This is a genomic window from Pseudocitrobacter faecalis (assembly GCF_965231525.1).
Taxonomy (GTDB): domain Bacteria; phylum Pseudomonadota; class Gammaproteobacteria; order Enterobacterales; family Enterobacteriaceae; genus Pseudocitrobacter; species Pseudocitrobacter faecalis.
Window position 1 is genome coordinate 1,918,561 of record NZ_CBDDNJ010000002.1, and the last position, 12,234, is coordinate 1,930,794.

At 52.2% G+C, this 12,234-nt stretch carries 12 protein-coding genes; 5 read left to right on the forward strand and 7 right to left on the reverse strand.

From position 1 onward, the window contains the following. Window positions 1-3 precede the first annotated feature (3 nt). Window positions 4-453 (reverse strand): DMT family transporter, encoded by a 450-nt coding sequence (locus tag ACOXYR_RS09955; RefSeq protein WP_108474318.1) that lies wholly within the window; start codon window positions 451-453, stop codon window positions 4-6. Continuing rightward, on the reverse strand, window positions 450-968 hold the full coding sequence (locus ACOXYR_RS09960; protein WP_108474317.1) for a GNAT family N-acetyltransferase: 519 nt from the start codon (window positions 966-968) through the stop codon (window positions 450-452). The genes ACOXYR_RS09955 and ACOXYR_RS09960 overlap by 4 nt, the downstream gene beginning before the upstream one ends. 39 nt (window positions 969-1,007) lie before the next feature. Between ACOXYR_RS09960 and ACOXYR_RS09965 the strand changes: the two genes are divergently transcribed. The 3 genes from ACOXYR_RS09965 to ACOXYR_RS09975 all read left to right on the forward strand — a co-directional run bounded on the left by ACOXYR_RS09965 (window position 1,008) and on the right by ACOXYR_RS09975 (window position 3,586). After that, on the forward strand, window positions 1,008-1,583 hold the full coding sequence (locus tag ACOXYR_RS09965) for a helix-turn-helix domain-containing protein (RefSeq protein WP_421356001.1): 576 nt from the start codon (window positions 1,008-1,010) through the stop codon (window positions 1,581-1,583). 76 nt (window positions 1,584-1,659) lie between these two features. Next, window positions 1,660-2,697, forward strand: a complete 1,038-nt coding sequence (locus ACOXYR_RS09970) for an NADP-dependent oxidoreductase (RefSeq protein ID WP_108474315.1) — start codon at window positions 1,660-1,662, stop codon at window positions 2,695-2,697. Between the two features lie 229 nt (window positions 2,698-2,926). Then, a complete protein-coding gene (locus ACOXYR_RS09975; protein WP_421356015.1) occupies window positions 2,927-3,586 on the forward strand; it encodes a GntR family transcriptional regulator in 660 nt (219 codons plus the stop codon). Between the two features lie 106 nt (window positions 3,587-3,692). Here the strand turns inward: ACOXYR_RS09975 and pqqU are convergent, their stop codons facing one another. Beyond that, window positions 3,693-5,804: a TonB-dependent receptor PqqU gene (pqqU, locus tag ACOXYR_RS09980; RefSeq protein ID WP_108474314.1), complete on the reverse strand. Its 2,112-nt coding sequence runs from the start codon at window positions 5,802-5,804 to the stop codon at window positions 3,693-3,695. A 259-nt stretch (window positions 5,805-6,063) separates the two neighbouring features. Here pqqU and yncE point away from each other — a divergent pair, with 259 nt between their 5' ends. Continuing rightward, entirely contained in the window at window positions 6,064-7,125 is a 1,062-nt protein-coding gene (gene yncE / locus ACOXYR_RS09985) for a 7-bladed beta-propeller protein YncE (RefSeq protein ID WP_421356002.1), read from the forward strand. A 47-nt stretch (window positions 7,126-7,172) separates the two neighbouring features. Here the strand turns inward: yncE and ansP are convergent, their stop codons facing one another. Beyond that, a complete protein-coding gene (gene ansP / locus ACOXYR_RS09990; protein ID WP_108474312.1) occupies window positions 7,173-8,615 on the reverse strand; it encodes an L-asparagine permease in 1,443 nt (480 codons plus the stop codon). Window positions 8,616-8,944: 329 nt separating this feature from the next. On the opposite strand from ansP, the gene ACOXYR_RS09995 reads away from it, so the two are divergent. Continuing rightward, window positions 8,945-9,343, forward strand: coding sequence for a (R)-mandelonitrile lyase (locus tag ACOXYR_RS09995; RefSeq protein WP_421356003.1), 399 nt, complete (start codon window positions 8,945-8,947; stop codon window positions 9,341-9,343). 2 nt (window positions 9,344-9,345) lie between these two features. Here the strand turns inward: ACOXYR_RS09995 and ACOXYR_RS10000 are convergent, their stop codons facing one another. The 3 genes from ACOXYR_RS10000 to ACOXYR_RS10010 all read right to left on the reverse strand — a co-directional run bounded on the left by ACOXYR_RS10000 (window position 9,346) and on the right by ACOXYR_RS10010 (window position 12,192). Beyond that, complete coding sequence (locus tag ACOXYR_RS10000; protein WP_421356004.1) at window positions 9,346-9,477, reverse strand: hypothetical protein; 132 nt, start codon at window positions 9,475-9,477, stop codon at window positions 9,346-9,348. Between the two features lie 138 nt (window positions 9,478-9,615). Beyond that, entirely contained in the window at window positions 9,616-10,926 is a 1,311-nt protein-coding gene (locus ACOXYR_RS10005; protein ID WP_421356005.1) for an MFS transporter, read from the reverse strand. Between the two features lie 69 nt (window positions 10,927-10,995). Beyond that, window positions 10,996-12,192 (reverse strand): L-talarate/galactarate dehydratase, encoded by a 1,197-nt coding sequence (locus tag ACOXYR_RS10010; protein ID WP_421356006.1) that lies wholly within the window; start codon window positions 12,190-12,192, stop codon window positions 10,996-10,998. Between the last annotated feature and the right edge of the window lie 42 nt (window positions 12,193-12,234).

A 12,234-nucleotide genomic window follows, 5' to 3' on the forward strand; every position in this document is an offset into this window, starting at 1 on the left:
CGCTCAAAACTGGCGTCTGGCCACCAGCCAGGCGCCGACCACCAGCATTATCGCACCGCATACCGGGCCGATGAGCGCGCGCCAGGGAATGCCCTGACTTTTCACAATATCCATCACCAGCCCGCCAATCAATTGACTGGCGACCAGCACCGCAATCGTGGTTGCGGCGCCCAGATACTGATAACCGCTGATACTGGCAAAAACAAAAAAGGATCCCAGCAGGCCGGGTATCAATGTCCACCACTTCACCGCTGAAACCAACTCACTCGCGCCCGCCAGCCCGTACTTCACCAGCAGAATGCTGACAAAAAGCACGATGCCGACCAGCGAGTTCAGCAGCATGGCGATCAGAATGGTTGAGGAGGTCTGAGTGATGCGCACCATGAGGGTATTCTGAATGACCAGGCCAATGCCTGCGGCAACCAGAAACGCTAAGGTGAGGGTGCTGTTCATGCTTTTCCGTCCGGATCCATGCGGTTATCCAGTTGCAGTTGCATGAAGGTGAGATCCAGCCAGCGGCCAAATTTGGTGCCCACCTGTGGCATCTGCCCGGTCGTAACGAAACCTAAGGTTTCATGCAAATGCAAAGAGGCAGCATTTTGCGCTTCGATACCCGCCACCATCACATGCTTTCCGCGACGACGCGCTTCCTCGATCAGTTCCGCCAGCAGCGCGCGGCCAAGGCCTTTACCCTGATGATCCGGATGAACGTACACTGAATGCTCCACCGTATGACGAAAACCATCGAATGCTCGCCAGTCGCCGTAGGAGGCGTAGCCTGTTACCACGCCGTTTTCTTCGCTCACCAGCACCGGGAAATGAGCAAACTGGCGGGCCTCGAACCAGGCGATTCGGTTATCGGTGTCCACGGTTTTGTCGTTCCAGATCGCCGCGGTATGCACAACCGCATGGTTATAGATTTCGGCGATCGCCGCACAATCTTCTTTCGTTGCAAAACGAATGCTCATGGCTTGAACCTCAGAGAATGTTCACTATAGTATTACGATATGAATACTATTGAAGACAATTTAAATCAACGGATCGGTGCAAGAATTCGTATCGAACGCGAATCCCGCGGCTGGTCTTTAAGCGATCTGACCGAGCGCGCGGGCGTCTCTCGCGGCATGATCCATAAAATCGAACGCGGCGAGAGTAGCCCGACCGCGGCGCTGCTGGCGCGTCTGTCCGGTGCGTTTGGTATTAGCATGTCAACGCTTATCGCGCGAGCCGAAATGCAGGAGGGCAAACTGCTGCGCTTTGCCGATCAGCCCGTGTGGCACGATCCGCAAACGGATTATCTGCGCCGTCATGTGTCACCACGCAGCGATATGCCGATTGATCTCGTTCAAATTGAACTGCCAGCGGGCAGCGATATCCCGATGCCAGCCTCGGCTTATGCGCTGGCGCGACAATTAATCTGGCTGACGCAAGGCGAGCTGGTTTTTGTCGAGGGCGATACGCGCCATGAGATGAAAGCGGGTGATTGTCTGGAACTGGGCCCACCGAACGACTGCCGGTTTATTAATGAGACGAAAGAAGCCTGTACCTATCTGGTGGTCAGGCTTAACACGCCTCCGGCCTGATGCGCCGCATATTGTTAAACGTAAAGTGTGAATCAACGCTACGCTCTTAACTGGTTTTTCAAAAAAGGCACAGGTTATGACCAAAGACACATTACGCCAGCGTCGCTGGGTTCTGGCTTCACGTCCGCACGGTGAGCCGGTGGCTGATAATTTCCGTCTCGAAGAGACGAATGTTCCTGAACCCGCAGAGGGCGAAGTGCTGCTACGCACAATCTATCTTTCACTCGATCCTTATATGCGTGGGCGAATGAGCGATGCGCCGTCTTACTCACCGCCGGTCGAACTGGGTGCGGTGATGGTGGGCGGCACCGTCAGCCGGGTAGAAGAGTCGCGTCATCCAAACTTTAAAACGGGCGAATGGGTACTGGGTTACAGCGGCTGGCAAAGTTATGATGTATCCAACGGTGATGGGCTGGTGAAACTGGGTGATGCGCCGGAACATCCTTCCTGGTCACTCGGTATTCTCGGCATGCCGGGCTTTACCGCCTATATGGGGCTGCTGGATATCGGCCAGCCTAAGGCGGGTGAAACGCTGGTGGTGGCTGCCGCCACGGGCCCGGTTGGGGCGACGGTGGGGCAAATCGGTAAACTTAAAGGCTGCCGCGTGGTGGGTATCGCGGGCGGGCCAGAAAAATGCCGTCATGCGGTTGAGGTATTAGGGTTTGATCTCTGTATCGATCACCGGGCGGCGGATTTTGCTGAACAGCTTGCCAGTGCGTGTCCGTCAGGGATTGATGTGTACTACGAAAACGTCGGTGGAAAGGTGTTTGATGCCGTGTTGCCGCTACTGAATACCTCGGCCCGCGTACCGATTTGCGGCCTGGTAAGTGGCTATAACGCGACCGATCTTCCTGACGGCCCCGACAGACTGCCACTGCTGATGGGCACCTTGTTGAAAAAACGGATCCGCATGCAGGGGTTTATCATCGCGCAGGATTATGGTCATCGGATCGGCGAGTTTCAGGAAGAGATGGGGCGCTGGGTTCAGGAAGGAAAAATAAAATACCGTGAACAAATTATTGATGGCCTGGAGAATGCGCCTGCAGCGTTAATCGGGTTGTTAAAAGGTGAAAATTTCGGCAAGGTCGTTATTCGACTTTCTGACGAGAAGTAAAGATTGAAACGGCGTAATCATTACGCCGTTTTTTTTCGTGCAAAAATATCATAAACCGCTTTAATATAGTGTAATAGAAGCGTTTATATAAAACGCTCAGCAAAAAGCATGATTTTTACGTAATTGATTCTCTCGCCATCATCAGGAAATGCAACACCGTCAGTTAGTCAATAACCGTATTTGTGATATGGCCCTATGCGGGGTCATGACGATGAGAGCGACCATTATTATGTTAGATTTTGCCAAAGCGCAAAGATTGAGTCTGACTCAACAGGTAGAACAAAATTTAAAAAATGCATTAATTATTGGTGCGCTAAAACCCGGCGCGCGCCTGGTGACTAAAGATATTGCAGAAAGCCAGGGGATCAGCATTACGCCCGTACGAGAGGCTTTGCTGCGGCTGGTCTCGTCCGGTGCTTTGTATGCCGCTCCGGCACAGGCATTTTTAGTCCCGGAGCTGAATCTGCAACGTTATAATGAAATTCAGACTATCCGTAAAAGGCTTGAAGGTATGGCCGCTGCGGTGGCATCTGAAAAAATGACCACGGAAAAGATGTGGCAATTACAGCGATTAGTTGAAGAGTTTCACTTTATTAAAAGGAGCGGCGACATCGCAAAAACGCTACAGTCAAATTATCAGTTTCGTTTTTGCCTCTATGAATATGCTGAGATGCCAACACTAACAGCGCTAATTGAGCAGTTGTGGGTACGTATTGGCCCAAGCTTCAATTATCTGTACCCGCACGCGGATGAACAATTCTTCCACCGTGAGTTTTATCGCTCATTGTTATTGGCGTTATCGAAAGGCGCCCAGGCAGAAAGCTACGATGCCATGTGTGAAATTATTGATGAAAGCGGGGCGTTATTGCAGCATCAATACATTAATTAATTTCAGACATTAATTAGTCTTGATTAATATCGTGGTGTCAACTTTAGCAAATATTAAATATTGTTTGAGAATACCCTCATCCCAATGGGACGAGGGTAGGGATTTTTTACTCGAAGCTCCAGCCTACGTTTAAGCCAATGCCGTAGTTACGCCCCGGAGCGGGTTCGTAGTAGCGGCCATTGGATTCGTTTACGATGACTGAGCCGACATAGTCGCGGTCAAACAGGTTATCTACGCGACCAAAGACATCCATGTTCACCTTGCCAATATTGAATTTATAGCCGGTGTTCAGGCCGACAACCGTCCACGATGGCGCTTTGGCGGTGTTTTCATCATTGGCCATGATATCGCTCAGATAACGGATATCGCCCCCGGCATACCAACCGCTTTCGGGTTCATAGCCCAGTGAAGCAAAGCCCATATTACGCGCGATTCCCGGCATACGGTTGCCATTACAGTTGCTGTCGTCGCATACGTTGGTGCGATAGGTTGCATCCAGATAGGTCCACGCGGCTTTCGCTCGCCAGTTCTCTGCAAAGCGTTGATCAAGCGACAATTCTGCACCCTGACGACGTGTTTTACCGGCATTTTTATAGCTGGTACGCCCGCCGCTGCTGGCATCGGTGACAATCTCGTTATCAGTGTTGGTCTGGAAGAGGGCAACCGAGAGCAACCCATTGCCAATACGGGTTTTACTGCCAATTTCTACGGTGTCATTGGTCGACGGTTTCAGATCGAAGTTCAGGCCACTTTTCCCATCTGAACGATAAGAAAGCTCGTTAATGGTCGGCGTTTCGAATCCACGACCGGCAGAAAGATAGACGTTCCACGCGTCGGTGATAGCGTACTTCAGAGAACCAGCGGGCAACCATTTGTGATAGTTCGCATCGCCACTGTCGTTGCCGTTAGCTGGCGTAATGTAGTGATCGTTGGAATCAAACCATACGGAGCTGTAGCGAACCCCGGCATCCAGACTCAGTTTATCGGTCAATTGCCACTGGGTTTGCAAGTAGGGGTCGAGGTTCCACATCAGGTTACGTTCGTTGCGGCGCAAATCGCCTTTCTGACCGTATTCCGGCGTAGTGCCGTTCATCACAAAGTTTTCATACCCTTTGCGCTGTTCGCTCATGTTTTCGTAATCCAGCCCGGTGGTGAAGGTCACCGGCACCAGCAGTTCGCCACGGTGCGTCCAACGGGTATCAATGCCCTGATAATGACGGGTGAGTTCTATGACGCCACCCGCGTGGGTAGGATTGAGCTGCGGCGCGCGAGGAATCGACTGGTACTGCGTGGTTTCACGTTCGCCGGCGTAGAACATCATACTCAGATCATCGTTTTCGGTTAACTGACGATCGTAACGTAACCCCGCCTGAGTTTGCTTGATGGTTTTGCGGGTATGGTACTGCTCGGCGCGAGGCGACTGTTGCGGGTTATCGCGCCATTCGCTTTCGGTGAGACCGCCTGCATCATCGGCTTTAATATCGACGCTGTTAAACAGTAGCGTCAGTTTGCTGGCGTCATCTATGCGCACGCCCAGTTTAGCGTTGGCGAGATTTTTCTGCGCACCGCTACGATCGCGGTAGCCATGCGTCGAAAAACGGCTGGTGGAAACGGTGTAATCGACGTCGCCCGCCTGCGTGCCATCGCCCACGGCACCGGAGGCCTTCAGTCCATATCGCCAGCTACCAAAACTCCCGTAATAGCTGCTGGCTTCAATCGTGCCAGGCTGCTGCCCGGTTTGCGTGTTGACGTTAATCACCCCACCCGAGGAGTTCCCGTACAGTGCTGAAAAGGGGCCACGCAGGACATCAATGCTTTCAACGCTGTTGATATCAATATTAGAGGTCTGTCCCTGACCATCCGGCATGGTGGCGGGAATACCGTCAACGTAGAGACGCAGCCCGCGCACGCCAAATGTTGACCGCGCGCCAAAGCCACGAATTGATAACTGAAGATCCTGCGCATAATTCTGGCGATTTTGTACCTGCAAACCCGGGACTGCGCCAAGGGACTCAGAGAGATTAACGCGCGGAGCAGCATGGCGCATTTCCTCGCCATCGACCACGCTCACTGCCGCTGGGGTATCCAGCTCTGACAAGGTCTGTGGCGCTGCGGTAACAATAATTGTTTGCTCATCGGCTGCAAAAAGAGCAGGCGAGAAAATGAGCGGTAAGAGAAGCGCCGGAAACGATGCTGAATGTACATTTATGATTTTCATTAGAAACCCGCAAGACGAACCAAATGGAACATATCCTGGACATGTTAATACTTATGTAAACATATTGAAAACTTTAGTGGCACTTAGCGTTAAACATGATGTCGAAAGGTGAAATTTTTTGCCTGGGGTAGGGAATTAAGACTCCACTTTCCGTCGATTAATGATTACTATTCGCATCTATAAAACGTCGTGCAATGACGCGATGAAGTCAAGAAGCCTTGTGAAGCAGTAACATATTGGTCCATCAAAGGGAGTCGTCATGTCATTACGTCAATTGTCCGCACCGCGTCTGCGTCGTTCGTTATTACTGAGCACTCTGTTACTGGCGGGCAGCTTTAGCGCCCATGCCGCCGACGAGATGCTGCGCAAAGCGGTCGGCAAAGGGGCTTATGAAATGGCCTATAGCCAGCAGGAAAATGCGCTCTGGCTGGCTACATCACAGAGCCGTAAACTCGATAAGGGCGGCATCGTTTACCGTCTTGACCCGGTGACGCTGGAAGTTACCCAGATCATTCATAACGATTTAAAACCGTTCGGCGCCACGATTAATAACCAGACCCAGACCCTGTGGTTTGGCAATACCACCAACAGCACCGTGACGGCGATTGACGCCAAAACAGGTGACGTCAAAGGCCGTCTGGTTCTTGATAACCGCAAACGTAGCGAAACCGTACGCCCGCTGGCGACCCGTGAACTGGCGGTCGATGAGAAAACCAACACCGTTTACGTGACCGGTTTAGGTAAAGAGAGCGTTGTTTGGGTGATTGACGGCGAGAAACTGGCGCTGAAAGCCACCATCGAAAATACCGGTAAAATGGGCACCGGCCTGGCGGTGGATGCAGACAAGCAGCGTCTGTATGTGACCAACGGTGACGGCGAGCTGGTGACTATCGACACCGCGAGCAACAAAGTGCTGGAGCGTAAGAAACTTCAGGACGATGGCAAAGATCACTTCTATATCAATATCAGCCTGGATACCGCCGGTCAGCGTGCGTTTATCACCGACTCTAAAGCACCGCAGGTGCTGGCGGTCGATCTGAAATCCGGTAAAGTCCTGGCGACTATCGATACGCCGGAATCCCTGGGTGTACTTTACAACCCAACGCGCGATGAAGTGTATGTGACTCAGCGTAAAGCGGGTACTGTAACGGTGATTGACGCGAAAACCTACAAGGTGACCAAAACCATTAAAACGCCAACCTTCCCGAACAGCCTGGCGCTTTCTGGCGACGGTAAAACGCTGTACGTGAGCGTGAAGCAGGAATCGACGCGCGAGAAGGAAGCAACACAGCCGGACGATGTGATTCGTATCGCGCTGTAATATAAAAAAAGCGGCTAATTAGCCGCTTTTTTTCACTCTACCGCCAATTACGGCGCCGAGCGATGAATCTCGTGTACACGCTTACGCACGCCAAACCAGCCCGCAATCAGCAGCACTGCAATCACCGGAATTGAGCCGATGGTGTAGGTACCATTTGGATAGTCGAACGCCATCAGCACCAGCACGCTGAACAGGAACAGCAGCGTCAGCCAGGAGGTGAACGGTGCGCCCGGTAGCTTAAAGCTGATATCCGCCGCTTTTCCTTCTTTAATCGCTTTACGCAGACGCATCTGGCAAACCACGATAAAGGCCCAGGAGGCGATAATCCCCAACGATGCGACGTTCAGGACAATTTCAAACACCTGAGATGGCACCAGATAGTTCAGAAATACGCCAACCACATAGACGCCCAGCGTCGCGAGAATCCCGGCGTAAGGTACGTGCTGGCGACTCATTTTGGACATGAACTTCGGTGCGGAACCACCCATCGACATCGAACGCAGAATACGCCCGGTCGAATAGAGACCGGAATTCAGGCTGGAGAGTGCCGCCGTCAGAACGACAACGTTCATCACATCGCCCATATACGGCACGCCGAGTTTTGAGAAGAAGGTGACAAACGGGCTCTGGCCTGCCTGATAAGCATTCCACGGCAGCAGCAGTACCAGCAGCACAACGGAACCCACATAGAACAGGCCGATACGCCAGATAACGCTATTGATCGCGCGCGGCACGGTGTTTTCCGGATCTTTCGCTTCACCGGCAGCGGTGCCGACCAGTTCAATAGAGGCAAAGGCGAAAACCACGCCCTGAACCAGTACCAGCGCAGGCAGCAGACCGTGCGGGAAGAAGCCGCCATTATCGGTGATGAGATGGAAGCCGGTGGCGTTCCCGTCAAGCGGTTTGCCGCTGCCGAGGAAAATCGTGCCGACAACCAGGAAGGCGACAATGGCCAGCACTTTCACCAGGGCAAACCAGAACTCCATTTCGGCGAACCATTTCACGCCGATCATGTTCATGGTGCCGACGATCGCCAGCGCGCCCAGCGCGAAGACCCATTGCGGCACATCGCCAAACGCCCCCCAGTAGTGCATATAGAGCGCGACAGCGGTGATGTCGACGATCCCGGTCATCGCCCAGTTGACGAAATACATCCAGCCCGCAACATAGGCGGCTTTTTCACCCAAAAATTCGCGGGCGTAAGAAACAAAACTGCCGCTGGAAGGGCGGTGTAAGACCAGTTCACCCAGCGCGCGGAGTATAAAGAAAGAGAAGATCCCGCACACCAGATAGACGATAGCCAGCGACGGCCCCGCCATCTGCAAACGTGCGCCTGCGCCAAGAAACAGGCCGGTACCAATCGCGCCGCCGATAGCAATCATCTGGATCTGACGATTGCCCATCGCTTTGTGATAACCCTCTTCGTGCGAGTTCAGCCAACGGCGTTTCGCCGCGCGCTGCTCCGCGGTGGTGTTGTGCTTTGTATTCATTAATTTTATACCTGCTTACCTGTCAAAATCCTTTACGGATGTCCTGTTACCCCGCGCAATAACAAACGATTGCGTGGATAGCAAATTATGCTGCCTTTCTCACTATTCTGATGCAGAGATAAGACAAGCATGGCGCTGCATCCTACACAAAACGCCAAATTGACGCAAAATATAGATGAAGGATCTCAGACTCGCCTACAGCACGATTGTCGTCGATTCAGCACGCATCGCGATTGATGAATTCTGTTCATGACTCCATTCACATTTGCCTGACTAATACTTATCGCCAGGATGCGCTACGGTATTAAGCACAACATAAGGAGAGACCAATGAAAATTATTCGTAGTGGATCGCTGCCGTCAGTCACAGGCCCGGACAGTTGGTTTACCGGTACGGTCAGAATCGATGCGCCGTTCCAGGCTGAAGCCCCCGCGAAAGTGGGCGGTGCGACGGTAACGTTTGAACCCGGTGCACGTACCGCATGGCATACACATCCTTTGGGACAGACGTTAATTGTGACCCAGGGGCGCGGCTGGTTACAGGAGTGGGGGAAAGCCCCGGAAGTGCTGAATCAGGGGGATATCGCGTGGATCCCGCCAGAGGTAAAACACTGGCATGGCGCGTGTGCCGAAACGGCAATGACCCATATCGCCATTGCTGAAGCCGAAAACGGCAGCCCGGTCACCTGGCTTGAGCAGGTGACCGAGGAACAGTATAAAGCGTGTTAACGTTAGCCTGAACATTTCAGGTTGCTGACGAAGTGTGCTTTGTTCTGGCCGGATGCGCTACGCTCATCCGGCCTACAAAATGTTGCCTGTTCAATATATTGCAGGAATCCGTAGGCCTGAAAAGCGTAGCGCATCAGGTAATGTTCTTACCAGAAAAGCCATTAAGGAAGAAGATGAAGAAGGGCGGAACGTTGAATCTGCGATTAAAAAACGCCACTCCGGCGGAGTACAATCATACCGGAGTAGCGGTGGCGATATATCGCCAGGTTCGGTTACGCCGCAGACGGCGTCAGGGTAATACGATCCAATGGCCCGACTATAAACAGATAAGAGGCAAGGCCAATAAGCCCCATTGAGCCGACGTACAGAATTGCATAGTCAAAAGATTGGGTATTCGCGAGGATCACACCAATCACCAGCGGCGTAACAATACTTGCAAGATTGCCGCACATATTGAACACCCCACCCGCAATGCCTAACATCTCTTTTGGTGAGGTATCGCTCAACACACACCAGCCCAGATTACCGAATCCTTTGGCGAAGAATGCCAGACTCATGGCCGCAATGACTACAAATTCAGAAGACGTGTAGTTGGCGACAATAATGACGCACGAAAGCAACATGCCGCAGATTACCGGGAATTTCCGTGCGGTCGTCAGGCTGTAACCGCGTTTAAGTAGCCAGTCAGAGAAAACGCCACCCATTAATCCGCCGATGAAACCTGCGATAGCGGGAATGCTGGCAACAAACCCAACTTTAAGAATCGACATTCCCTTAGCCTGATACAAATAAGTCGGAAACCAGGTCAGGAAAAACCAGGTGATAGATGTCACGCAGAACTGGCCGATGTACACGCCAATCATCATTCGGTTTACGCACACACTTTTGATTTGCGCCAGCGTCAGTTTATGCTGATCTTTTTTACTACCAAGAGTCGGCTCACCGCCGCCCTTGCGAATATAATCAAGTTCCTGCTGATTTACCTTTGGATGTTGCAGCGGATCTTTTACTTTTATCAGCCAGAATATGCCCAGCAAAACGCCAATCGCGCCAATGTAATAGAAAACATAATGCCAGCTCAGGTTGTGCAGAATGATGGTCATTAACGGCGTAATAATGCCCAATGAAATATACTGCGCCGCCTGATATACCGAGGTGACGAACCCGCGTTCGTTGTTTGGGAACCACTGTACGCTTAAACGGCTGTTTGCCGGGAAGGCCGGTGCTTCAATCGCCCCCATCAGCAAACGCAGTACAACCAGTACAATAAGCGGGCTGGCATAAAGATAAATGGTGCCCTGAAACATCGTCACCAAAGACCAGCCGATTAATGCACAACCATAAACCAGACGTGAGCCGTAACGATCTAACAGCCAGCCCCCGGGTAGTTGCATGATGACGTAAGAAATTCCAAATACGGAAAAAGCGAGACCCATGGCTTCCGGATCGAATCCCAGTTCTTTACTCATAATTGGCGCGACAACGGATAATGTCGCACGATCGGCATAATTAAATACGGTCGCTAAAAACAGAAATATAAGAATGCTGTAACGGACATTGGTACGTTTTATTATTGTATTCATCACCCACTCCTTTTTCAGGGTTGCGAGAGAATGTTGTAGGGTAAGAGGGCGGGAGAACCCGCCCGAAGACTACGGACGTTTGCCGAACTCGCAGGAAAGCTGCGTCCAGCGACGGGCCTGCTCGCTAAGGCTGAAGCCCAGACCGTGGCGATCGGAAATCCACATCCGGCCATCCCGCAGTTCTAGTTGTTCGTTAAACAGCGGGTTCAACCACTCGAAATGTTCCAGCCACGGCTCCAGCGGATAGGCAGCGGAAAGATGTAAATGCACTTCCATCGCGAAATGGGGTGCCAGCTTGCGACCATGTTTTGCGGCGAGATCCATAATCTTCAGGAACGGAGATATCCCGCCTACACGTGGCGCATCGGGCTGAACAAAATCACTGGCGTTGCCCAGAATCAGCTGTTCATGCTCGCGGAAGCTGGTCAACATTTCGCCGGTAGCGATTGGCGTATCCAGCGCGGCGGCAAGCTGTGCGTGGCCCTCAACATCGTAGGCGTCGAGCGGCTCTTCAATCCAGATTAAATTGAATTGCTCCATTTTGCGGCCCATACGAATGGCGGTTTCGCGATCCCACTGCTGATTGGCATCGACCATTAACGGGAAATCATCACCCAGCGCTTCACGTACGGCGGTCAGGCGGCGAATATCCTCCGCGCAGTTTGGCTGGCCAACTTTCAGCTTGATGCCGCCAATGCCGTTTTCACGTGAAATCACCACGTTTTTAAGCACCTGATCCAGCGGCGTATGCAGGAACCCCCCCGAGGTGTTGTAGCACTGTACAGAATCGCGATGCGCGCCCAAAAGTTTCGCCAGCGGTAGGCCTGCACGCTTCGCTTTCATATCCCATAGCGCAATATCGATAGGGGAGATAGCCTGAACGGCCATGCCACTTCGGCCAACGGAAGCCCCGGCCCACAATAGTTTGGTATAAATCTTGTCGATATCGTTGGGATCTTCACCCAACAGGTTGTCGGCAATTTCTTTGGCATGCGCGTAAATACCCTGGCCGCCTGCGCGTTTGGAATAGCTAAAACCGACGCCTTCGAAACCATCACGACTACGAATTTCGGCGATGATGATTGCTACCTCTGTCAGTGGTTTTTGACGTCCGGTAAGTACTTTTGCATCGCTCACTGGTGTGGCAAGTGGCAGAAAAGCCAGTGAAAGCTTCACCCATTCAATACGGTCGCCGCTTTCTGCAGCGGTTTTGCTGTTGGCCGCTTTGGCGTAGGTCACAGCATCGGAATTAGCGCTCGAGGTCATGATTAGCTCCTTATGGAAAATGTTTGCGCTAACATTTGTATC

What these genes read in the sequence shown, in the direction of transcription:
- ACOXYR_RS09955 (WP_108474318.1), bottom strand. Translation starts at nt 453, where the DNA reads ATGAACAGCACCCTCACCTTAGCGTTTCTGGTTGCCGCAGGCATTGGC.
- ACOXYR_RS09960 (WP_108474317.1), bottom strand. Translation starts at nt 968, where the DNA reads ATGAGCATTCGTTTTGCAACGAAAGAAGATTGTGCGGCGATCGCCGAA.
- ACOXYR_RS09965 (WP_421356001.1), top strand. Translation starts at nt 1,008, where the DNA reads ATGAATACTATTGAAGACAATTTAAATCAACGGATCGGTGCAAGAATT.
- ACOXYR_RS09970 (WP_108474315.1), top strand. Translation starts at nt 1,660, where the DNA reads ATGACCAAAGACACATTACGCCAGCGTCGCTGGGTTCTGGCTTCACGT.
- ACOXYR_RS09975 (WP_421356015.1), top strand. Translation starts at nt 2,927, where the DNA reads ATGTTAGATTTTGCCAAAGCGCAAAGATTGAGTCTGACTCAACAGGTA.
- pqqU (WP_108474314.1), bottom strand. Translation starts at nt 5,804, where the DNA reads ATGAAAATCATAAATGTACATTCAGCATCGTTTCCGGCGCTTCTCTTA.
- yncE (WP_421356002.1), top strand. Translation starts at nt 6,064, where the DNA reads ATGTCATTACGTCAATTGTCCGCACCGCGTCTGCGTCGTTCGTTATTA.
- ansP (WP_108474312.1), bottom strand. Translation starts at nt 8,615, where the DNA reads ATGAATACAAAGCACAACACCACCGCGGAGCAGCGCGCGGCGAAACGC.
- ACOXYR_RS09995 (WP_421356003.1), top strand. Translation starts at nt 8,945, where the DNA reads ATGAAAATTATTCGTAGTGGATCGCTGCCGTCAGTCACAGGCCCGGAC.
- ACOXYR_RS10000 (WP_421356004.1), bottom strand. Translation starts at nt 9,477, where the DNA reads ATGCGCTACGCTTTTCAGGCCTACGGATTCCTGCAATATATTGAACAG.
- ACOXYR_RS10005 (WP_421356005.1), bottom strand. Translation starts at nt 10,926, where the DNA reads ATGAATACAATAATAAAACGTACCAATGTCCGTTACAGCATTCTTATA.
- ACOXYR_RS10010 (WP_421356006.1), bottom strand. Translation starts at nt 12,192, where the DNA reads ATGACCTCGAGCGCTAATTCCGATGCTGTGACCTACGCCAAAGCGGCC.